The following is a 23,514-nucleotide window of genomic DNA, read 5'->3' as shown; positions in this document are numbered from 1 at the left end:
AGTGGAACGAACTGAAATTGAAAAGGGAGGGAACGAATATGGCCCAAAAGTGCCGTTACAGCATCATTATTCCGATGTACAACGAAGAGGCAGTCATTGAAGAAACCTATCGACGTGTGAAAAAGGTTATGGGCAGTACGGGAGAAACGTATGAACTGCTGTTTGTCAACGATGGCAGTGTCGACCGAAGTGCGCAGATGATCCGTGACTATGCACGTTGGGATGAAAGTGTAAAATTAATTGATTTTGCACGCAACTTCGGTCACCAGATCGCGATTACCGCAGGGATGGATTATGCAGCAGGTGATGCGGTAGTCATTATTGATGCGGACCTTCAGGACCCTCCCGAACTGATTCTGGACATGATTGCCAAATGGAAAGAGGGCTATGAGGTAGTGTATGCCCGCCGGACCAGACGAAGCGGGGAGACCCGCTTCAAGAAATGGTCTGCAAGCATGTTTTACCGCGTACTCCGGGCATCAACCGATACGGATATTCCAGTGGATACAGGAGATTTCCGATTAATCGATCGCAAAGTGTGCGATGAGATGAAACGTCTTCCGGAAAAAAATCGATTTGTCCGTGGTTTGGTCAGCTGGGTTGGATTCAGACAAACAGCGATCGAATACGAACGAGATGAGCGTCTGGCAGGGGAGACCAAGTATCCGCTAAAACGCATGCTGAAACTGAGCCTGGATGGCATCACTTCCTTCTCGTATAAACCGCTCAAGCTTGCGGGTTACGTGGGAGCTATTCTGTCCGTAGGCGGATTCATCTACATGCTCAGCGTGATCATTTCTGCGATTTTTACCGATTCAACGATCAAAGGCTGGCCTTCCATCGTCAGCATCATGCTGATATTTAATGGATTTATTCTCATTATGCTGGGCATTCTTGGGGAATACATTGGCCGGATATATGATGAAACCAAAGCGAGACCCTTATACATTGTGCGTGACGTGTATCAATCGGAGAGTCAGTCCGGACAAGTGCGGATGACAGGCAGAGTTGCTCACCATGATTAATCGGTTGGCCACACTGATCAAATTCGGAATCGTGGGTGTGGTGAATACGGCGGTGGATGCATTGGTGTTTACCATGCTCGCCGCCCTGGGCGCACCCGCTCTGATTGCCCAGGTCATTTCATATAGCTGCGGGGTCTTGAACAGTTATTGGTGGAACGGACGATGGACGTTCAGGGATGCCAGAAGACAAGGTCCTAATAATGAATTGCTGCGTTTTGTGACTACAAATCTGATTATCCTCGTCTTAATATCTCTGATCTTGTTTCTCTCGAACCACATACTTGGCTGGAACCTGGTCATAAGCAAAGCAGCAGCAACCCTCTTGGGCATGATCCTGAACTATATTGCCAGTCGATATTGGGTTTTCCGTGCTGTGTCCGCGACAGCGCCCTGTCCGAATACAGATGCGAACGAAAGGAGTGTTTCATAATATGAGAATTAAAAAGGCAGTCATTCCGGCAGCGGGACTCGGAACACGCTTCCTGCCGGCAACCAAGGCTCAGCCGAAAGAAATGCTGCCCATTGTGGATAAACCCGCCATTCAATATATTGTTGAAGAAGCGGTTCAATCGGGTATTGAAAATATTATTATTGTGACCGGACGTAATAAAAAATCGATCGAGGATCATTTTGACAAATCGGTGGAACTGGAACACTCCCTCTATGCCAAAGGCAAACAGGATTTGCTCGAGCAAGTGCAGGCGATAAGTGATATGGCAAACATTCATTTTATCCGTCAAAAAGAACCACTGGGACTAGGACATGCCATCGGATGTGCGCGTCAGTTTGTGGGAGAGGATCCGTTCGCTGTGCTGCTGGGAGATGATATTATGGTATCCGATCCGCCGGCACTTGCACAGATGATTCATTTGTATGAAAAGACCGGCAGTCAGGTCGTTGGTGTACGTCAAGTGCAGCCTGCAGATGTAAGCAAATATGGAATTATCGATTCAGCGGGTGCGGAAGATCGGGTTCACCGAATTACGAATCTGGTGGAGAAGCCCTCAATGGAGGAGGCACCATCAAGGACTGCGGTAATGGGACGTTATATTCTGAAACCATCGATATTTCCCATTTTGGATCGGATCGAGAGAGGCGCTGGAGGAGAATATCAATTAACCGATGCATTAAAAGAAGTGAGTCAGCTGGAAGAGCTGCTCGCTCTTGAGCTTGAGGGCCGCCGCTATGATATTGGCAATCAGTTCGGTTACATCCAGGCTATTTTGGAGATCGGACTTATGCGCAAGGAGCTGCAGCCGGTACTGTCACCATACCTGAAACAGCTCGCAACGCAGTGGGGCTAAATTGCATAATGTTTAGGTGTATTAGTTATTAAGGTAGAATATGGTAATCTAAGCATAATGCTGGCTTGTGCTTCTGGTAACGAATGCTTTTGTCACTAAAACGTAGTAAATAAATATCCATTTGCAGCAAATTATAAAAAATATGTTTACTTCGTAATGGTAACTTTGATATTATAATCGCAATATCAAATGCGACGAAGAGACGAGTAAATAAAAGTATTCTTTCTCAGAGAGCCCCGGCAGCTGAAAAGGGGTAAAGAATTTTTATTGAATAAAGACTCAGAGCAGCACATCGGAACTTGGCATATAAGGGATGGTGTGACAGGAGCTCCTGTTACAGAGCTGGAGTATAGGCTGTTACAACGGATTAGCGGTTGTATCCTTAACTCTTAGAGGCTGATATGGCGACATATGGGCGAATCTGGGTGGTACCACGAGTGTTCAATCTCGTCCCTGAGACATCTGTCTTGGGGGTGGGATTTTTTTGGTTTTTCCGGGGTGCTCGCAACACGCTTTGGAATCACCTGAATAGTGTTTACTAAGGGAAGAATCATGAAGTCCCATCAACCGATGCAGGAATGAAAATAGCTATTATCGAACTCACACCGAAAGGAAATGATGATTATATGACAGCAAAATTGAAAGTCGGTATTGTCGGAGGAACAGGAATGGTAGGTCAGCGTTTTGTGGATCTGCTGGATGGTCATCCATGGTTTGAAGTAACAGCCATTTCAGCAAGTGCCAACTCGGCAGGCAAAACATACGAAGAATCCGTTCAGGGCAGATGGAAACTCGCAGTTCCCATCCCGGAAGCTGTGAAACAAATCGTTGTACAGGATGCCTCCCAGGTTGAAGCATTTGCCAGTCAGGTTGATTTTATCTTCTGTGCAGTAGATATGAAAAAGAATGAGATCCAAGCGCTTGAAGAAGCTTATGCCAAAACAGGCACTCCGGTTGTCTCCAACAACTCGGCTCATCGCTGGACTGCCGATGTACCTATGGTTATTCCAGAGATCAACCCAGGACACTTGGAAGTGATTGAAGCACAGCGTAAACGTCTGGGCACCAAAACCGGTTTCATCGCAGTTAAACCAAACTGCTCCATTCAGAGCTATGTACCTGCATTGCACGCGCTTCGTGAATTCAACCCGACTCAAGTGGTTGCTTCCACGTATCAAGCCATTTCGGGAGCAGGGAAAAACTTCACGGATTGGCCTGAAATGCTGGATAATGTCATTCCATACATTGGTGGCGAAGAAGAGAAGAGTGAACAAGAGCCGCTTCGCATCTGGGGAAGCGTGCAAAACAACGAGATTGTGAAAGCTTCGTCTCCACTCATCACGACGCAATGTATCCGTGTTCCGGTAACGGATGGGCATCTGGCTACGGTATTTGTCAACTTTGAGAAAAAACCATCCAAAGATGAAATTCTGGAGCGTTGGTTGCAATTCAAAGGGCGTCCGCAAGAGCTGGAATTGCCAAGTGCACCGAAACAGTTTATTACGTATTTCGAGGAAGAAAACAGACCGCAAACGAAACTTGATCGTGACATTGAACGCGGAATGGGCGTATCCACAGGAAGACTGCGTGAGGACTCCATTTATGATTATAAATTCGTTGGTCTGTCCCATAACACATTGCGCGGTGCTGCAGGCGGCGCTGTCCTGATTGCTGAGCTGCTCAAAGCTGAGGGATACATTCAACCAAAATAAAAAATGTTCATTTGAAACCCAAAAAAAACGCCAACTGTTGTTGGCGTTTTTTTGGGTTCACGTTCTTAGGCTGCCGACGTTTTGTCTGCATTTTGCAGCAGTTGTGAGCGACGTCCTAGCAGATAACCTGTTAGGGAAGCCAGCATTTGCTGAAATACCATTCCGAGAACAACCGGCACAGCAACGGGAGGTGGGAAATAGGATACGGCAAGCACCGCTCCTGCGCTGATATTGCGCATGCCTCCATTAAATACAAGCGCCACCTGGTCAGCCTCATTCCAGCCCAGCAATCTTGCAATGAAATAACTGAGTGCATAGCCTAAGGAAGCCAGGAAAATGATGATTGCCGCAAGACCTGCCAGTCTCCAGTTGAAATCGGCCAGATATGGAGCAACAACTGATCCGTTGATAGCAACTACCACCGCCATAAACAACTTGGAAAATGGATTCAGTCTTGGGCCCCATACCGGTACAATGGCTCCCTTGGTCCATTCATTCAGCAGCATACCCACCAATGATGGCACAACGATCATCCAAAACAGACTGCTCATGATAGCTCCCATATCGAGCGTAACGCTGGTGCCGATCAGGAGTGAAAGAACACCCGGAACGACGAATGGGGCCAGCATGGTATCGATCAGGATGATGGATAGCGTCAGTGCAATATTGCCCCGGTAAATGCTAACCCAGATGAAGCTGCTTACACCTGTCGGAATCACGGCTGCCAGAACAAGACCGGTTATCGTATAAGCGTCCATCGGAAAAACCAAATGGCCCATACCCAGTGCGATCAAAGGCATCGCCAAATGTAATATGAACAGACAAACAAACAGGGGAAAAGGCTTTTTCAAAACATTCAGAAAATCCCTAAACCCTAGACTGATGCTTCCTGCAAACGTCATAAATGCAAAAAGCCAAGGTGATAAAAAAGTGTACGAAGAAAGAAAGCTTCCGCAAAGTACGCCTATGATAATGCTGATTGGAGTAATCAGTGGCATGATGCGGTTCAAGCGCTGATTCAAAGCCTGAAGCATATTCATGACATCCCTTTACCGTGTGATTCTTCCATTATACATGTTCAATCCTATGAGTGCAGACCGATTTGCATTCGGGTATCCGGAACAGCTATCATTCAATTAAGTAAATAACTTCTGATACAAGGAAGGGAAGATGCTCATGATATTTCGTAAACGAAAGCAAACACTGATCATGACAGGCTTTATTACTGCAAGTATTTTTGTCATCTCGGCTTGTTCTGTTGTGGAGCAGGCAAACGAAAGTTTAAACTACGTTAGCGGAGCAACGGACTATATCGAGCAAATATCCAGTGCTGGCGCGGATCTCCAGCAGCTCGCATCGGATGCCGTCAACAATCCCCAGATCACCGAGCAGATTCAAACGAAAATTGATCAGATTCAAGCGGAAGCAAGTGAATTCTCCCAGCTTACGGCTCCGGCCATCGGTGAGAGCATCCATGAAAATTTGGTCAGTTATAACAATCAGTTAACAGAAGTTGTGGATCAATTCGAGACCACCATAGCAGAGCAAGGCTTTACTGCAGAAAACTGGGAAAAGACAGGAATCCCGGATCTGATCAATAATATCAACAGTCTAAAAGATCCGTTGAGCGGATTAGGGAATGAATGAACCAAATTTCGAATATGAAGTAAAAAAGGTGCCAAACGATGTAATTCGTTTAGCACCTTTTTTTATATTTCTACATGTTGGAATATTCAATTTCAATCGCTCTCAGGGCTTACCGCTTATCGAGCCAGCGGAGACGTGGTACAATGAGCAGGAATATTTTTTATCATTTTGTGGTGGTGTCATACACAATGCGTACACCGAGAGAGCCGTAGCTTTCTTCCTTATAATTGCACTGGCTGCAGGTTTTGGTGGCGCAGAGTGAATCACTGCATACATGCAATTTTTCGCTGCAGTGAGGACATTTATTTTCAAAAAGAGTCTTGAACAGATTAAGCATGCTTAATCACTCATTTCTGATTAATTTACTTGGTTTTTATTATAGCCGATAAATATCGCCGCGTATACAGTTTTTTGACAAGGTTTTTCAAGCGCAAGAAAGGAAGAATTACCGATGGATGTTCTGCTTTTTATCATCATGTTTATACTGGGTCTGGTCGGTTCCTTCTTTTCCGGTTTACTGGGTATTGGTGGAGCTATTATTAACTACCCCCTGCTGCTGTATGTTCCCTCTCTTATGGGTATTGAGCCTTTTACTGCACATGAGGTTTCCTCCATTAGCATGTTCCAGGTATTCTTTTCCTCATTGGCAGGTGTAGTCGCATTTCAGAGAAAGAAGAGAAAGGTCCGAGATGGGCATGCTTTGGTGAATAGGACGCTCGTGGTATACATGGGCTTCAGTATTCTCATCGGCAGCTTGATCGGAGGCATCATATCCGGCCATCTGAATGGAGAGGTCATTAATCTGATTTACGGCATATTGGCGGTTATCGCGATAATCCTCATGTTGATTCCGGGAAGAGGTACAGAAGATTCTGCTGATGTTGTGGAATTTAACCGATGGATTGCGGCAGGTTCGGCTCTGGCCGTGGGCGTTGTCTCGGGAATTGTCGGCGCTGGCGGTGCGTTTATTCTGATTCCCATCATGCTGACGGTGCTTCGTATTCCTACGAGAACGACGATTGCCTCGTCCCTGGCTATCGTGTTCATATCCGCAATTGGTGGAGTCATCGGGAAAGTCAGTGGTGGAAGCATTCCGATTGAGCCAGTCATCTACACCGTTATAGGGAGTCTGATAGGGGCATCACTCGGCTCGAGGGTCAGTTCAATGATCAATGTAAGTGTACTTCGCTATGGTTTAATTGTTCTTATTGCTGTTACTGCCGTTAAAGTGTGGGCGTCTATACTTTAAAAACAAGAATCAGTGGAGTGACCGTGACGATTACGTAACCAAACGGTTCAAGCGCCGTATAAAGGTTATGAACATGAGCTGGCGAATTTGATACAGCATGAATTCACAACAGTTTTCGTCCATGGAGCACCCTCAATCTCCTCTCATGGATACATGTTTAACATTAATAGAAGTTGAGGTATCCATCCTATGAATAACGCACTTATAGATCATGCCGAAGCAGGATATCAGTTAGCCGAGCATAAGGCAGCCCAGTACTTTGCTTCCCTTCATAACCAGCTAATAAATAACACATATACAAACGTTCTAAAGCAGGATTTTCATGTATGGCAAAAGAAACATATTCATCGATTCTCATGGTTACCCTGGATATCACGAACCGCAAGAAAACCCGATTCGCGGGATGTATATAGATATATCCACTGGTTGAACGTGACCGGCAAACTCGATGAGTACCTCGATCGCAGTATTTCCTATATTTATATGAGAGATCTGGGCAAGGCGCTGGATACCCCCGAGACGCAGGCACGTATTCAGCGGGTTGTGCAGGATACGAAGAAATACTTCATGCGTAAGGGTGGAGCGAAACGACAGGGCCAGCCCGATTTTATCAGCCTGGCGGCATTGTATCGCTGGGCTCAGAAGGAAAACGTGGAGACTGCCGTTATCTGGCTGATTCAGAAACTTGAAAACGTCGCTTCAAATATTCCGAAGGAGTTGGACGCAGAGCAGGCACAACGCAAGCTGATTAAGATCATTCTTGGCGTTGTTCTGCATGTGAATGATGAATTGGATGAGACGACGCCAATTCCGGAGCGTTCGAAGAGATTTGATGCAGCCATCAGATTGGGGTATTCTTACGGGTTAACCTATCCATTTATAGACGATCTGTTGGATTCACAGGCCCTGACTTCCCAGGAGAAAGAACAGTATTCCCTCCTGATTCGAAAGGCTCTGCTTACAGGAATTGTACCTGACATTGGCGAGTGGAACGGAGACAATGAGGAAGTCATTCGCTATGTTCACTCAGAGCTGCGTGAGGCATTTGAATACATCAAGAATTACCAGCGACCTGAGATGCAGCGAACCTTTTTCGAGCAATCTTATGTGTTTTTTCAATCCCAAGAGCTGGACCGGGCGAAGAAACTCACCAATGCGAACTATACCAATGAAGAGCTCTATATCCCGATTATTATCAAGTCATCTTCATCCAGGCTGATTGTTCGTTCCGTTCTGAGCGCTTCGGAGGATGAAGGCTTTGATCTCCGCACGTTCTATTATGGAATTTACAATCAACTGGCAGATGATTTTGCAGATATGTTTGATGATTTGGAAGAGGGGGCAGTGACTCCGTACACGTATTATTTGAAATACCGGGATCTGCGTCCTGACTTAATTAATCCATATGAGCTCTATTGGACAGTGATCTCTCATTTGATCCATAGCGTGTATGACTCGGATGCCATGACACGTGAGGTCATATTGGATCGTGCGATCAATGGCCTCAAGCGCAGCAGGGAACGACTGGGACCAGCGAAATATAATGAAATTATGGACATCTTTGCTTCGGGTCAGCCTGAATTTAACGATCTCATTCAACGAATGGTTGGAAAAGCGGATGACGTGGACTTTCTCGATAAATTGCTCAGGGATCAGGTTATTGTCCATCTGAAGAACGACAAAAAGGAAAAAGAAGATTTTATTCAAACGGTTCGAAACGTTCGTGAACGGATTAACATGGAAGTTCAAATATCCAAACCAAATGCAATTCCGGAAATGAGAGAAACGCTGATTGATGCAGCCAATTACAGCCTGCAGGGGAGCGGCAAACGGCTGAGGCCGATCTTAACCTGGGTTATGGGTGTGCGAGAGTATGGGCTGACAGAAGCATCGATCGTTCCGCTATTAAGGTCACTGGAGTATATGCATACCGCTTCCCTCATTTTCGATGATCTGCCAACGCAGGATAATGCTTCAACCAGGCGGGGGCGTTCAACCTTGCATCGGGTGCATAACAGCGCTACAGCTGAATTAACAGGCCTTTTTCTGATCCAGAAAGCCATTGGAGAACAATCCTCGCTTAGTCAATTCGATGCTGCAACGGTGCTAACCTTGATCCGATATTCGGCTGAAAAAGCAGAAGACATGTGTATGGGGCAGGCGATGGACCTGAACGCCAAAGGAAAAGCGCTGACGTTGGATCAGCTGAACACGATCTGTTTCTACAAAACAGGGATTGCCTTTGAAGCGGCGCTTGTCATGCCTGCTATTCTGGCACAGGTTAAGGATGCTGAAATTTCTTCCTTGAAGACATTTGCCTACCATGCGGGTATCGCTTTTCAAATCAAGGATGATCTGCTGGATCTGGACGGGAATGACCTGGTGCTTGGCAAACCAGCCGGGCAGGATGTCCGCAACAACAATTCAACCTTCGTTTCCATCCTTGGGGAGGATGGAGCGAAAAAAGCAATGTGGGAACATTATTGTCTCGCAACGGATGCACTTGCCGAAATGCCGAAGCATATCCCTTTTTTGAAACATTTGTTGGATTACATTGTTGGGCGTGAGCGCTGACAGATTTTACTCGCCATTTCGTGCACCATATGACTTATAATGAACATAAGCGACAAAGGTCGGGAGTTCCATGTCAATGGGATCCAGGCCTTGTTTCCGTTTAAAAGACACAAATCTCTTGGAAACAGATGTTTCAATCGCTATAATACGGGGTACTAAGCAGTTATTATGGTTCTAAAACGACTATTCCTTTCGGAACGGACAAGATGAAGCAAAATTTGAAATTTCGACAATCTATTGCATGAGTATATATTTCAAAAAGGAGATCTTAAAATGCAGGTTCAAAAGGTTGACCATCACGAATTGTTCGAGCAGATTTATAACCAAGCACCTATCGGAATTGCACTCGTGGCTCCTTCAGGTCAATGGATGAAAGTAAACCCTGCATTTTGCTGCATGATGGGCTATACCAGTGAGGAACTCATGAATCTCAGCTACCAGGATATTACACATCCGAATGACTGCCCGCAGGATGTAGTCTATGCTTGTGATTTGTTTGAAGGCAGATCAAAAGAGTATACGTACGAAAAGCGCTACATCAAAAAAAATGGTGACGTACTCTGGATTTCATTGCATATAGCCTTGGCTCGGGATGAAAGTACAGATGAGCCGCTTTATTTCATTTGTCATATTGTAGATATCACAGATCGGAAGTTGTCCGAACAAAAACTCCTGCACAGTGAAGAGATGTTCAAACTGATTTCGGATAATGCACAGGAGATTATCTACATCGCCAATCTCGATGGGGTTTGTAGGTTCTGCTCACCTTCGGTTCGCGATCTGCTGGGTTACTCTCCAGAAGACATTATCGGCCAGAATAACAATGCCTATTTCCATCCGTTTGATTTGGAACAGATCTCACAGATGGACTTGACTACCGGAAATATGCTGAATATCAGAGTTCGCCATAAAGATGGACATTATCTATGGTTCGAGACCACATACAAGATTATTGGGGATGCCGAGCAAGAACGGCAGATACTTACCATTGGACGAGACATATCTGAGCGAAAGAAACATGAAGAGATCAGTGCAGAGGCTGAGCGCATTGCGATGATTGGTAGTTGGGAATGGGACATGGTCAATGACCAAATCGCCACTTCAGATCAGGTACTTGAAATTTTCGAGCTCGAGCGCACACACAAACGCTACCGGGCAAGGGATGTTCTTCGGGTGATGAATCCCGCGGATGCAGCATCCTTGCAAGAAAAAATCAGAGGCACGAAGCAAGGAGAGCCGCTTGATTTCGAATACAAACATATTCGCTCTGATGGGAGTGAGAAATATCTTCATTTGCGCGGGCTGATTACGTTTGATGAACATCACCAGCCAGTACAATTGAACGGAACATTGCAGGACATCACCGAACGGAAACTTATTGAATTTAAACTGCAGGAATCCGTGGAACGTTACACTTCACTTAAAAAATATAATCATGACGCCATTATCTCGTTTAACATGGACGGCAACATCATGAATGCCAACCCTGTAGCAGTGAAGATGACAGGTTGTCCTGTGTCGGACATGATTGGCACGAGTATTAGCAGATTCATCGGAGCTGTCAATCTGGGAATGATCCTGCGCAGCAACTACGAATTGGCTGAGAAGGAAATTAACGCCGTTCGTCACACGGATGGCAGTGAGACAGAAGTGTTGGCTACACTTGCTCCGATCATCATCAACAAGACCAATGTCGGATTCTATCTGATTGCGAAGGATATTACGGAACAGAAGAAGCTGCTTGTGGCCAAAGAGACGGCCGAGAGAATGAACAAGGCCAAAAGTGAATTTTTGGCAATGATGAGCCATGAAATTCGCACACCCATGAACGGTGTTATCGGGATGACAGACCTGCTTCTGGATACGCCGGGACTTAGTGAGGAGCAAAAGGAATATATTCAAATTATTCAGAAGAGTGGAGATTCCTTGCTGGCCATCATTAATGATATCCTGGATTTCTCGAAAATAGAGTCAGGTAAAACGGATCTGGTAGATGATCCTTTTGATGTTGGGGAAATCGTGACAGAGACCGTGCAAATTGTGAAACCACTGGCTCGTGAAAAGGAGCTGGATATTCGTTTATGTCTGGATGAGGCCATACCGACTCCGCTCTATGGCGATGCTTACCGTTTGAAACAAGTACTTACCAACATTATCGGCAATGCGGTCAAATTTACGCCAGAAGGCAGTGTGGCAATTGAAGTCGGAGTTAAGGAGCAGTGCAGCAATAACATCCTTCTGCATTTTAAGGTGAAGGATTCGGGCATAGGGATACCTGCTGAGAAAAGACAACAATTGTTTGAGCCGTTCTATCAGTTAGAAAACTTTATGACCCGTAAACCTCAAGGGACTGGTCTGGGGTTAGCCATTAGTAAGAAGCTGGTAGAGCTCATGCGGGGCGATATCTGGATCGAGGAATCGGATGAACCAGGTACAACCTTTATATTTACGGCTTCCTTCAAATTAAATAATGATGAAGGTAGCAACCAGTTTGATGAACAGCAGAAAAAGAACAGAAGTACACCTCTGCGCATTCTGATTGCGGAAGACAATGAGGTTAATTTGCTTGTCCTTAGCCGGATGGTTGAGAAAAAGGGGCATTTTGTAGATCGTGTGGCAGATGGTGTGGAGGCTGTTGAGAAGGTCAAACGTAATGCATACGATATTGTTTTTATGGATGTGCATATGCCGCGGCTTGACGGATTTGAAGCAACCAGAGCGATTAAGGAACTTTCGGACCCGGAAGCATGTCCATACATTGTTGCGGTTACGGCAAATGCCGTCCGAGGCGATAGGGATAAATGCTTGAAGGCGGGCATGGATGATTATGTAAGCAAACCTATAAAGAGCGAGTCCATCATGCAAGTGATGGAGAGGTATTATCACAAGAAACAAATCCATCATTGACCTCGTAAAAGAAAAGGTTGACGCTGATAACATAATTTGCTATATTACACCCATAACAAATGCATATATTCAAGTGTCATTTCTGAACGAATCGGCACTTGATCGGCAATAGAGCCGCTAACTTATCATGGATAAGGGAGCGGTTTTTTTGTTTTTGTATGCAAAAAAACAAAGGAGTGTTGCTCATGTATCGTCCCTTATTGGAAAGAGGAAAACCAGCCTTTGCAGGGGTACGCACGTTCATGCATTTACCCCATATTCAGACATTGGAGAACGTTGATTATGCCATTATCGGCAATCCATTTGATACAGGGGCCGGATATGCGGTAGGCACCCGATTTGGACCGTCGGCAATAAGGGAAATGTCACAGCGGATCAGAACAACCAACCCTGCTCAAGGCATTGATAGTAGTGAATACTTATCAGGCATTGATTATGGTGATCTATCCATATATCCAGGATACATTGAACAGACGTATGAAACGGTGCAGCAGCAGTTAGCACCCATTTATGCAAGTGGAATCGTGCCTATCATTTTGGGTGGAGATCACTCCATATCTTATCCTCACATAAAAGCAGCAGCAGAGCAGTATGGCCCGATCAGCCTTGTGCATTTCGATTCTCATTCCGATGCGTGGGAGCCCATGGACGAGATTCGCAAATATTCACACGGAAATATGTTTTATCATGGGGTAAAAGAAGGCTGGATCAATGCTGAAACCTCGATTCAGATGGGGATGAGGGGACATTCCAGTTTGACACATTATGAAGAAACCAGGGAACTTGGATTCGATCTGCTCACAACAGATGATGTCAAAAAGCTTGGTCCCGAGTTGTTGTGCCAGCGAGTCAAGGACCGTGTGGGTGATACGCCCGTATTCCTGACCTTCGATATTGACTTTCTGGACCCCGTGTTCGCTCCGGGGACAGGCACGCCAGAAGTAGGAGGATTCACAACGTATGAAGCAATTCAGATGATCCGAGGTCTTGGAGGAATTCGTCTTATCGGATGTGATCTGGTAGAGGTGTTGCCTGATCGTGATCCCACACGTGTTACTGCTCTTAACGCAGCTTCAATCGTAGCCGAATTTATTACATTGCTTGCCCTGTATCGTCGAAGTACCAAGGGAGCGCTGGTTGGCAGTATTACTGGTTAATATAACACATGAAAAAGAAACCTTGCCCGTTCAACAGGCAGGGTTTCTTAATGATATTTATGATTATTTATTTTCAGTTAACACGGCTTCTGCAATGTCAACCAGTTTCTTTCGTTCGTTCATGGCCTGTGTGCGCATCCACTCATAGGCTTTGGTTTCACTGATGTTTTTCTGCTTGCTAAGGGATATTTTGGCACACTCCACTCGTTTGATTTCTTCCAGTTTGGTGGATAAGAAACGATATTCCCGTTCCAAATGAACACGGGTTTGGTAATTTTTAAGACCAATCAACAAAGACCATTGAAGTTCATTGTCATTCATCCCAGAACATAATACACCGTCGAGCTTCTCATGAGGAGCGGTAGTGGCAGGTTTGCGTTCGTCACACCACCAAAGGATGGGGAATGAGAACAAGTTGCTGGCAGTATAGAGCCATTTCTTCAGTCGACATGCGGGAACATCCAAAATAATCATTTCAAACCTGCTCTTTGTAAGTTGACTCATACATTCAGCCTCAATTGACTCAACCCGATAACCTAATTCGTTGAATTTGACATCAACTCGACATTTTGTAGTCGGGATATCATGAACATGCAATAATCTTGGTTTCATAATTTACCCATCACCTCGAAGTCGGAATTGAGCAATACCTTCGTGTATGAACTGGTTGTACATGCCTGATTAATGTTAATTTATATAATACATCCCGACAAAAGTCAACAGAGCGAGTGATATAACGTAACGTCATTGCCGTGTAAAATCTTTTATTCGAGAATTTGTGTCAAATATATTGACATTAATTATAGCTGTTTCTATAATTGGCATTACACAACTGCATACAAACAGCATCCTCTATCTGGAGGATCGCTGTCTATGGCAAAGAGGCCGCTTATTCATAAGCGGCCTCTTTTTGTGTTTTTTGAACCTGAACTATTAAACAAAGGGAGAGATCAAACATGAAATATCGTCCACAGATCGACATGGGGAAGCCGCTTTATTCCGGCATCCATACTTTTATGCATTTGCCAAATGTACAAACACTGGAAGATGTTGATTTTGCAGTCATAGGGGTCCCCTTTGATACAGGTGTAAGCTACGGCATTGGTGCTCGTTTCGGTCCAGCTTCCATTCGCGCGATGTCACAGCGAATTCGGCCAATATCCCCTGTTCACCAGATCGATATTTCTGAATTCTTATCAGGCATCGATTTCGGCGACCTTCTCGTACATCCGGGATATATTGAACAATCCTATCAAGCGATTGAAGAACAATTAACACCGGTATTTGAGGCGGGAGTCGTTCCTGTTCTATTGGGCGGTGACCACTCCATATCTCTACCGCATCTAAGGGCGGCTGCTCGCAAATATGGTCCGGTATGTCTTGTACATTATGATTCCCATTCGGATACAGGACGTGCCAAAGATCCTGAACGAATGTGGTCCCATGGAGCGGTTTTCAGTTACGCCGTCGATGAAGGACTTATTGATCCGCATCACTCCATTCAAATGGGTATGCGAGGAACAACCTATCGTGCTGGAGCTCTGGATGAGGCACGAGCTATGGGGTTTGAAGTGATGACAACCGACGATGTGAGGGAGCTTACCATCCCTGAATTGTGTCAAAAGGTTAAGGAGCGTGTGGGAGATCGTCCGGTATTTCTAACCTTTGACATTGATTTTCTGGACCCGGTTTATGCACCTGGAACAGGGACACCGGAGGTTGGTGGCTTTACGACCTACGAAGCACAGAAAATGCTTCGGGGTTTGGCAGGTATTGATTTTATCGGATTTGATTTGGTGGAGGTGCTACCGGATCGCGACCCAAGCGATGTCACAGCACTAAATGCAGCAAATATTGCATTTGAGTTTGTAAGCTTGCTTGCTGTGAAGCGCAGAATGGACATGAATGTGGCAGAGACTGCTGAAGCAGCATTCTAACCTTGAATGAACATTTAGGTTACAGAAGAATGGTGATTTAAAACATAAGGGGGGAATTGTTTATATGAAAAAAACATGCTTAAAGAGGACATTGTTGTTTCCAATGTTCGCCATAATGCTTATCACGGGTTGCGGTTCAGCAGGACAAGGCTCAGGGACATCGGCTAGTGCGGCTAATGGTAACAATATTCAGGCAAATCAGTTGACTATTGGCATTACGAACCCGCCTCTAATGTTTAATCCGATCGATTCGGACGGAAGTGGATCAAGCGGTGCTGTATTCACCTACCGATATTTCTTCGATAGTCTGATCAAGACAACAGGCCCACTTCAATTCGAAATGCAGCTTGCAGAATCCTTTGAGACGGATGATAACCAAACGTTCCGCATTGCAATTCATCCGGATGCGAACTGGACAGATGGTACACCTATTACTGCAGAGGATATTGAATTTACGATCAACCTGATCGCCAATCCCCAAACGATTACGACACAACGCAGCGCCATATACTCCCTGGACGGATTGAATGACAAAGGAACACTTCCCGAAGGTTCTGATGGACTGGACTCAATCAAGGTGATCGATGATAAACATCTTGAGATTCGAACCAAAACGCCGGTGGATCCCAATCTGGTCTATGAACGCTTCTCCGATGTATTGATTGTCCCCAAACATGTGCTGCAAAATGTTAATCCTGCTGAACTGAACCAGAACCCATTCTGGCGAAGCCCCAATGTAACTTCAGGTCCATATACTTTTGTGAAATATGAGAATAAATCCTATGTTGAGCTCGCTGCCAATCCGGAATATTACCGGGGAGCCCCGAAGATTGATAAGGTATTTATCAAAATCATGCCTGCCTCCAATATGGTTGCACAGCTACAATCAGGAGAGCTGGACATGAATGCGGCACAAGGGGTTGGGAATATTCCAGCTTCCGAATGGCAGACCGTAAAATCCATTCAGGGATTAACGACCAAGGAAGAACAGACCCGAAGATATAACTCGATTGAGATTAATACGGAACGCTTTCAGGACAAGAAAGTAAGACAAGCACTGGCCTATGCAATTAACCGGCAGATGATTGTCGAACAGCTGATGCCTGGCACAGGTGAATTGCAGGATGGGCCGTATGCCAACAGTCATCCGTATCATGATGACAATATTATCAGTTATGCCTATGATCCTGAGAAAGCCAAACAAATGCTCGCAGAATCAGGGTTCGATATGAAGCGCCCGATTGAGTTGATTGTCCCTACCGGTGACCGCACACGAGAGATGGCAGGCAATATCATTCAGCAAAATTTTCAAGCTATCGGACTCCAGGTGAATCAGGTTAACTATGATTTCCCGACGACGGTATCCAAGCTGGTTGCAGGTGAATTTGATCTTGTGCTAAGCAGCTTTGGCAGCATCATGGACCCTGATGGCCCAGCAACCGTATATCGCTCCACGGCAGCACTTAACGATATGCGTTACAACAATCCTGATGTGGATGAATTATTCGATGCCGGTATGGCAGAGACAGATTCAGCCAAGCGTGAAGAGATCTACAACAAGCTGCAAAATATGATTCAGGAAGACGTACCGTTGATAACGGTATACTCCGAATTTAATCTGATCGCGATCTCACGGCAGATAGCTGGGAGAGGTGGCGTAGTGGATGGTATGCATTATGACGTTAACCAGTGGGAGCGCAAATAAATTAAATCGGAGGAACAGGTATGAATGATTTGCTTGAAATTCGTCATCTGAGGACCAATTTCCGTACCCGTCAAGGTGAAGTGACATCGGTGGATGATGTGAGCTTCTCGTTAAAAGCAGGAGAGACACTCTGTATTGTAGGAGAATCAGGATGCGGTAAGAGTGTCACCTCGTTATCCATCCTGCGTTTGCTTGGACGTAGTGGTTATATCAGCAGTGGTTCCATACGATTTGATGGAAAGGATCTGGCTGAGCTTCCTGAACAAGAACTCGTCAAACTTCGCGGCAAAGAGATCTCCATGATTTTTCAGGATCCGATGTCTTCCCTCAATCCGGTATTTACCATCGGCAATCAGTTGACGGAGACCATTCGACTGCATCTGGGGATGAGGGCAAAAGAAGCGAAACAGTATGCGGTTTCCCTGTTAAAACAGGTGGGTTTTCCAAGGGCAGAACAGCTGCTTGGCCAATATCCCCATACGTTATCCGGTGGAATGAAGCAGCGTGTCATGATTGCCATGGCACTGGCATGCAGGCCGAAACTTCTTATTGCTGATGAGCCGACGACAGCACTCGATGTAACGATACAGGCCCAGATTCTGAGTTTAATGAAGCAAATTCGGGAGGAAACGGGGACTTCAATTATGTTAATCACCCACGACCTTGGTGTAGTGGCCGAAATGGCAGATCGCATTATTGTAATGTATGCAGGCCAGGTCGTTGAGGAGGCAGAAGTGTATGAGCTTTTTGATCATCCCGAACATCCGTATACCATCGGACTTATGGAATCCATTCCTCATATCGAAATTGAAGACACCGAACTGCGTTCCATCCCCGGTGCTGTTCCTTCACTTCAATCCATGCCCTGTGGCTGCAGATTCAAGGATCGCTGCAGCAGGGCAACAGCCCAATGTCATACACCTCCGCCATTGACAGAGATTCGCGAAGCGCACAAAGTACGCTGCTGGTTTCCGGCGTGAAAACTTGAACCTACATGAAAAGGGGGAGATACGATGTCAACGATGCGGATGCCAATAGATGAAATCGCGGATGAACCGTTACTGCGGCTTGAAGAGATTCATAAGCATTATCCTATTCAAAAGGGGATATTCTCCAAAACAGTTGGTGAGATCAAAGCAGTAGATGGAATAAACCTGAAGGTCTACCCCGGAGAAACGGTTGGCTTGGTTGGGGAATCAGGCTGTGGCAAGTCGACACTTGGGCGCAGCATTATTGGTCTGGAGGAAGTTACTTCAGGCAAAGTGCTGTTTGAGGGAAAAGATCTGACCCAAGTGTCCAACACAGAGATGAGAACGTTACGCAGGGACATCCAAATGATATTCCAGGATCCCTATTCATCGTTGAATCCCAGAAAGCGGATAGTTGATCTCATTACGGAACCTCTTCACGTATTAAGAGGCATGTCAGAAGCTGATGCTTTGCAACAAGCTGCACAGTTAATGGAGATTGTGGGATTATCAGCCCAAAGTTTAGGGAAATATCCGCATGAGTTTTCTGGAGGTCAGCGTCAGCGTATCGGGATCGCACGGGCGGTAGCGTTAAAGCCCAAGCTCATTATATGTGATGAGCCCGTTTCGGCACTGGATGTTTCCATCCAGGCTCAAATTCTGAATCTGCTTAAAGAGTTACAGCGGGAGTTCAATTTAACGTACCTGTTTATTGGTCACGGCCTTGGCTCCGTTAAGTACATGAGTAATCGCATTGCCGTAATGTATCTCGGTAAAGTGGTGGAACTCGGTCCGGCTCAAAACTTGTTTTCCACACCAAGACATCCTTATACCCGAGCATTGCTTGATGCTTATCCCATTCCGAACCCCCATTTGAGAAATAAGGAGCGAATAGTTCTCGAAGGGGATGTACCAAGTCCTGCATCGCCTCCGCAAGGCTGTCGTTTCCATACCCGGTGTCCGCTCGCCAGTACCAAATGTAAGCAGGAGGAGCCACTCCTCACCGAGGAAACATTCCGCACAGGGCACTTGTATGCTTGCCATAATCCGCTTGGATAAACATTTTAATCACGTATGGAGAGAGGGGGCCTTTTATGTTGAATTATGTACTTCGGAGACTATTAATCGCCATTCCGGTACTGTTTGGAGTAACATTTCTAAATTTTGTTCTGATTAATCTGGCTCCAGGAGATCCAGTGGACATGTATGTGAATCCGGATGTGAGTGAAGAGGACAAGCAACTAAGGAGAGAAGCCCTGGGGTTAAATGACCCCTTTGTGATCCGGTACTGGAAATGGCTTGTGAATTTGGTGCAGGGTGATCTGGGACATTCGTTCAGTTCCTTCCAACCTGTGACCAGTCTTATCGCCGAACGAATAGGACCCACTTTACTGCTGGTCGGAGCATCGATTTTGTTTGGGTATCTGATTGCCATCCCCATTGGTATTTACTGTGCTGTGAGATCGGGCTCCAAGTTTGATTATTTGATGTCAACCTCTTCATTACTGGGTGTTTCCATTCCGAATTTTTTTCTGGGCTTGGGCCTCATATATATCTTCGGCGTTCTTTTGGGTGTACTTCCGACAGGAGGCATGAGCACGATGGGGGGGGACACTGGAATTGTGGATACCCTGATCCACTTGATCCTGCCTACAATAACGCTTGGAACTTCCATCTCTGGCGGCATGATTCGTTATGTTCGTGCGAGTGTTATTGAAGTGCTTGGACAAGAGTATCTGCGAACCGCAAGAGCCAAGGGAGTCAGAGAGTTTATTGTGATTCATAAGCATGCGTTGAAAAATGCACTTATCCCACTGATTACGATTGCTGGCCTTGATATACCAGTCTTAATTGGGGGGGCTGTTATTACGGAAAGCATCTTTCAATGGAACGGTATGGGACAATTGACGATTCAGGCCATCTTTTCACGTGACTTTCCGTTACTTATGGGTGTAAACATGCTTGCAGCCCTATCTGTACTGGCTGCCAATCTGTGGTCTGATCTGATGTATGCAGTTGTGGATCCTCGAATTAAATACAGCTAATGAAAGGAGCGCGCATTATGCCATCGCTAAAACTGGAGTCTGGTACAGCTGCTTCTCCTGACCTGGTTGCGGGTTCTGGGGCAACCATTACGCCAGGTTTTGAACGTGAAAGTTATTGGAAAATGATCGGTCAGCGCTTTGCCCAACACAAGCTTGCGGTAGCCGGGCTGATCGTACTTGGATTTCTAATCCTGGTCAGTGTGTTGGCACCATGGATTGCTCCTTATGATCCCAATGAAATTACGGGTGCCTTTGCCGCTTCGCCTTCCAGTCAACATTGGCTGGGTACGGATCAGGTGGGGCGGGATGTTTTGAGCAGACTAATCTATGCGACGCGAGTATCTCTTGCCGTAGGTGTAGTTACAGTTTTGCTCTACGTATGTGTAGGAACCGTTGTTGGGGCCGTTGCCGGCTATGTCGGTGGATGGGTAGATATGTTAATTAATCGTATCATCGATGTGTTTATGTCTTTTCCAAGCTTGATGGTGATTCTCGTGCTGGTAACCGTACTTGGCACAGGGTTGTCCAACATTATCATCGTACTGGCCCTGCTGGGTTGGCCTGCGGTTGCCCGCCTGGTAAGGGGCAGCGTACTAACTCTTCGGCAAACGGAGTTTGTAAAGGCAGGACAGGCGCTGGGATTCGGTTCTTTCCGCCTGATTTTTGGACATATTTTGCCGAATGCTCTGGGGCCAATCTTGGTCAATGCCACATTTGGTGCTGCGGCCGCCATCCTGTCTGAATCTTCGTTGAGTTTTTTGGGAATGGGTGTTCAGCCGCCAACCGCCAGCTGGGGTAATATGCTCAATGCGGCACAATCCATTACGGCTCTGACGAGTCAGCCTTGGCTATGGATTCCACCAGGACTGATCATTATTCTGTCGGTATTATCCATCAATTTTATCGGTGATGGTATTCGTGATGCAATGGATCCTCGCAGGACCAGCGCATAGAGAAGAGGGAACATGAACAGAACGTTAATTTCCAAGCTATCGTCTTGGAACCAGTTAAAGCATCTTCGGAACTATCCCAAGGATGCGCTGCTATTTATCGCCGCGAGCTTCGTAAATTCTACGGGCAAGGCCATCATGTGGCCATTGACTACATTGTATGTGCACAACGTAATGGGGAGATCGTATGGAGAAGCTGGGTTAATCGTTCTTTATCAAGCACTGTGCAGTGTTTTCGGGGAACTGGTAGGGGGGAATCTATATTATCGTTTGGGTCCGAAGGTTCTGATTACCGGATCTTTCCTGATTTCCGCCACTATGTTATTTTCAATAGCCATGATCGACAGTTGGCCCGCGTATATTGTTTTCATTTGCGTGCTTGGATTCGTAAACGGGATTGCTCTGCCTTCATTGAATGCTTATGTGGGTTTTCGCTGGAAAGAGCATCGCAGAACACTCTACAATCTGATGTATGTTTGTAACAATTTCGGCCTGTCGATCGGCGCGATGGTTGGCGGATTGATTGCGTCGATCTCCTTTACGCTGACATATCTATTTACGGGAACAACCACTTTATTATTTGCTGTCTTTCTATTGCTGTTCATGCGTCTGCCAAGCCAGTTAGATTCGTATAAATCAATGAATTCAGAACATGGATCTGACCAACATATAATAGAAGGGAAAAACGAAACGGCATTCAACGATATGCCTGCGAATCGAAATAATTTGCTGAAAAATGTAAGCATTTATCTATTTCTCTCATTGGGAGCCATGTTCTTCTGGATTTCATTCTCACTATGGTCTACGGGCATTGCTCCGTATATTAATGAGCAGGGAATGGACCTCAAGTTTTACAGTTTGCTCTGGACGATCAATGGATTGGTTATCTTGCTGGGGCAGCCTTTTACTTCATGGATCAAGCAGCGATTTGCGCCAAGTATCGTCAGGCAGATGTTTGTGAGTGCTTTGTTCTCAGTTTCGGCGTTTACTTTCATTTTGTTTTTTCACGAGCATTACATTTACCTGGTGCTGGGCATGATTCTTGCTACCATTGGAGAAATGATGTTACTACCCACCATTCCTACATTCCTGTCCGAGCGAACGGGGGTGAACGCACCTTTTTACATGGGGCTTGCAGGTGGATTTGCGAATATTGGCCGAATGATTGGTCCTCTGATGTTTGGAAATGTCTATGATTGGTGGGGGATCGTGCCAGTCATCTTTTTGGGAACCATGTCGTCCTTTGCAGCGCTGTTGATGTTCTATATCCATTCCAATTTGAATAAAAAAGAAGAACGTGTGGAAGGTTTTTCGCTTATGACAAGAACGATAAACAAGTAAATGGCATTACAGATAGCAGTCAATCCATGTAAAACATAGCTATAACGTTGGTAACCATTCCAGCGTTTTTTTATGTGAAGTGCCAACTTTCAATGGTCAAATAACGTTAACTATTCGAGAAAGAATGGTTACGTCATTTGTTCCATGGGAGGATGTCACATGAAATTAAAAAAATGGGCTTTATCCTTGCTGGCGATCTTGATGATTGCCTCATTTAATGCACCGGCCTTTGCTGAAGAAGAAGAAGCTATAGTAGAGGTTGAGGATGGAGTACTGTCCAATAATCGGGTTCTAATCCCTTTAAGAGTTGTATCCAGCAATCTAGGGGGAGATATAAAGTGGTATTCGGAAGATAGATATATACAGATTAACACAAAAGAGAAAGAGATTTTGCTGGCTGTTAATTTCAAAAATGCACGCGTAAATGACACGATAATACCGTTGGATTCGCCCGTGTTATTAATTGGAGGCGTGACGTATGTGCCCTTGAAATTTGTCAGTCAGGTTTTTGGAGCCAAGCTGACCTGGGATAGTGAGAACAAGCAGGCTACAATAAGGTCAAATGGTCAGACGGTGGTTGTGCATGTCCAGAGTGATGAATCCCGAATAACCGATTCTCTGAAAATAAGCCAAGCCAGGTTAATTTTATTGTCGGAAAAATTGAACGAAACGTCCAAGCTGTCTGAGATTAAACATATACAGACGTATTTCAAACCCTATTTTACAGAGAAGTTGATCGGTTCCATTCTTGGAGGGCAGGAGCTGCAAAATGAATGGATTCAGTATGATGTTCCTGAGAACTCCGTTTATTATACAAGTTCTACAACAGGAACATTATCTCAATCGTTCGTTCTTGGGAATACGCTAACAGGTGAATCACACTACGTCTATGATCGAAACATTGAACTTGTATACCGTGAAGGTGTATGGAAGGTCAATCAAATGAAGTTTGCCTACAGAACAATTCCTAATCTGGGATACGATCGTTAAGCT

General features: G+C 45.5%; 20 protein-coding genes and 1 other annotated feature. Of the genes, 18 read left to right on the top strand and 2 right to left on the bottom strand.

Going from position 1 to position 23,514, the window contains the following annotated elements; translation table 11 throughout:
* The first annotated feature begins 38 nt into the window (after nucleotides 1-38).
* The 4 genes from ABIC22_RS26445 to asd all read left to right on the top strand — a co-directional run bounded on the left by ABIC22_RS26445 (nucleotide 39) and on the right by asd (nucleotide 4,041).
* Nucleotides 39-1,025 (top strand): glycosyltransferase family 2 protein, encoded by a 987-nt coding sequence (locus ABIC22_RS26445; protein ID WP_095358334.1) that lies wholly within the window; start codon nucleotides 39-41, stop codon nucleotides 1,023-1,025.
* Nucleotides 1,018-1,455 carry a GtrA family protein gene (locus ABIC22_RS26440; protein ID WP_354484998.1) on the top strand — a complete coding sequence of 146 codons (438 nt, stop codon included), beginning with the start codon at nucleotides 1,018-1,020 and terminating at the stop codon, nucleotides 1,453-1,455. The genes ABIC22_RS26445 and ABIC22_RS26440 overlap by 8 nt, the downstream gene beginning before the upstream one ends.
* 1 nt (nucleotide 1,456) lies before the next feature.
* Nucleotides 1,457-2,329, top strand: coding sequence for a UTP--glucose-1-phosphate uridylyltransferase GalU (gene galU / locus ABIC22_RS26435; RefSeq protein ID WP_127535994.1), 873 nt, complete (start codon nucleotides 1,457-1,459; stop codon nucleotides 2,327-2,329).
* 185 nt (nucleotides 2,330-2,514) lie between these two features.
* Nucleotides 2,515-2,787 (top strand) — a binding site (T-box leader).
* 168 nt (nucleotides 2,788-2,955) lie between these two features.
* On the top strand, nucleotides 2,956-4,041 hold the full coding sequence (asd, locus tag ABIC22_RS26430) for an aspartate-semialdehyde dehydrogenase (protein ID WP_354484996.1): 1,086 nt from the start codon (nucleotides 2,956-2,958) through the stop codon (nucleotides 4,039-4,041).
* A 65-nt stretch (nucleotides 4,042-4,106) separates the two neighbouring features.
* On the opposite strand, the gene ABIC22_RS26425 is transcribed toward asd, so the two are convergent.
* Complete coding sequence (locus ABIC22_RS26425) at nucleotides 4,107-5,075, bottom strand: bile acid:sodium symporter family protein (protein WP_127535992.1); 969 nt, start codon at nucleotides 5,073-5,075, stop codon at nucleotides 4,107-4,109.
* A 142-nt stretch (nucleotides 5,076-5,217) separates the two neighbouring features.
* On the opposite strand from ABIC22_RS26425, the gene ABIC22_RS26420 reads away from it, so the two are divergent.
* From ABIC22_RS26420 to speB (ABIC22_RS26395), 6 genes are all read left to right on the top strand, one after another.
* Entirely contained in the window at nucleotides 5,218-5,688 is a 471-nt protein-coding gene (locus ABIC22_RS26420) for a DUF6376 family protein (protein ID WP_354484993.1), read from the top strand.
* Nucleotides 5,681-5,950, top strand: coding sequence for a hypothetical protein (locus tag ABIC22_RS26415; protein WP_354484991.1), 270 nt, complete (start codon nucleotides 5,681-5,683; stop codon nucleotides 5,948-5,950). Before ABIC22_RS26420 ends, ABIC22_RS26415 begins: the two co-directional genes overlap by 8 nt.
* A 189-nt stretch (nucleotides 5,951-6,139) precedes the next feature.
* Entirely contained in the window at nucleotides 6,140-6,937 is a 798-nt protein-coding gene (locus ABIC22_RS26410) for a sulfite exporter TauE/SafE family protein (RefSeq protein ID WP_354484989.1), read from the top strand.
* A 189-nt stretch (nucleotides 6,938-7,126) separates the two neighbouring features.
* Entirely contained in the window at nucleotides 7,127-9,511 is a 2,385-nt protein-coding gene (locus ABIC22_RS26405) for a polyprenyl synthetase family protein (RefSeq protein WP_354484987.1), read from the top strand.
* Between the two features lie 273 nt (nucleotides 9,512-9,784).
* Nucleotides 9,785-12,418 carry a PAS domain S-box protein gene (locus tag ABIC22_RS26400; protein WP_354484985.1) on the top strand — a complete coding sequence of 878 codons (2,634 nt, stop codon included), beginning with the start codon at nucleotides 9,785-9,787 and terminating at the stop codon, nucleotides 12,416-12,418.
* Between the two features lie 185 nt (nucleotides 12,419-12,603).
* Nucleotides 12,604-13,575: an agmatinase gene (speB, locus tag ABIC22_RS26395; RefSeq protein WP_127535986.1), complete on the top strand. Its 972-nt coding sequence runs from the start codon at nucleotides 12,604-12,606 to the stop codon at nucleotides 13,573-13,575.
* A gap of 63 nt (nucleotides 13,576-13,638) precedes the next feature.
* Here the strand turns inward: speB (ABIC22_RS26395) and ABIC22_RS26390 are convergent, their stop codons facing one another.
* Nucleotides 13,639-14,187: an ANTAR domain-containing response regulator gene (locus ABIC22_RS26390; RefSeq protein WP_354484982.1), complete on the bottom strand. Its 549-nt coding sequence runs from the start codon at nucleotides 14,185-14,187 to the stop codon at nucleotides 13,639-13,641.
* Between the two features lie 344 nt (nucleotides 14,188-14,531).
* On the opposite strand from ABIC22_RS26390, the gene speB (ABIC22_RS26385) reads away from it, so the two are divergent.
* From speB (ABIC22_RS26385) to ABIC22_RS26350, 8 genes are all read left to right on the top strand, one after another.
* Nucleotides 14,532-15,512, top strand: coding sequence for an agmatinase (speB, locus tag ABIC22_RS26385; RefSeq protein WP_354484980.1), 981 nt, complete (start codon nucleotides 14,532-14,534; stop codon nucleotides 15,510-15,512).
* A gap of 64 nt (nucleotides 15,513-15,576) precedes the next feature.
* Complete coding sequence (locus ABIC22_RS26380) at nucleotides 15,577-17,217, top strand: ABC transporter substrate-binding protein (protein ID WP_354484978.1); 1,641 nt, start codon at nucleotides 15,577-15,579, stop codon at nucleotides 17,215-17,217.
* 20 nt (nucleotides 17,218-17,237) lie between these two features.
* The gene (locus tag ABIC22_RS26375; RefSeq protein ID WP_354484976.1) at nucleotides 17,238-18,197 is read left to right on the top strand and encodes an ABC transporter ATP-binding protein; all 960 of its coding nucleotides are present in this window, start codon (nucleotides 17,238-17,240) and stop codon (nucleotides 18,195-18,197) included.
* 33 nt (nucleotides 18,198-18,230) lie between these two features.
* Entirely contained in the window at nucleotides 18,231-19,244 is a 1,014-nt protein-coding gene (locus tag ABIC22_RS26370; RefSeq protein ID WP_354484974.1) for an ABC transporter ATP-binding protein, read from the top strand.
* 35 nt (nucleotides 19,245-19,279) lie between these two features.
* The gene (locus tag ABIC22_RS26365; protein ID WP_354484972.1) at nucleotides 19,280-20,230 is read left to right on the top strand and encodes an ABC transporter permease; all 951 of its coding nucleotides are present in this window, start codon (nucleotides 19,280-19,282) and stop codon (nucleotides 20,228-20,230) included.
* Between the two features lie 17 nt (nucleotides 20,231-20,247).
* Complete coding sequence (gene opp4C / locus ABIC22_RS26360; RefSeq protein WP_127535979.1) at nucleotides 20,248-21,183, top strand: oligopeptide ABC transporter permease; 936 nt, start codon at nucleotides 20,248-20,250, stop codon at nucleotides 21,181-21,183.
* 12 nt (nucleotides 21,184-21,195) lie between these two features.
* On the top strand, nucleotides 21,196-22,521 hold the full coding sequence (locus ABIC22_RS26355) for an MFS transporter (protein ID WP_354484969.1): 1,326 nt from the start codon (nucleotides 21,196-21,198) through the stop codon (nucleotides 22,519-22,521).
* Between the two features lie 159 nt (nucleotides 22,522-22,680).
* Entirely contained in the window at nucleotides 22,681-23,511 is an 831-nt protein-coding gene (locus tag ABIC22_RS26350; protein WP_354484967.1) for a copper amine oxidase N-terminal domain-containing protein, read from the top strand.
* Nucleotides 23,512-23,514: the final 3 nt, after the last annotated feature.

It is taken from the genome of Paenibacillus sp. PvP094, assembly GCF_040546835.1.
Lineage (GTDB): Bacteria > Bacillota > Bacilli > Paenibacillales > Paenibacillaceae > Paenibacillus > Paenibacillus illinoisensis.
The sequence above is the reverse complement of the archived record's forward strand: the minus strand, read 5'-3'. Positions and strand labels throughout refer to the sequence as shown.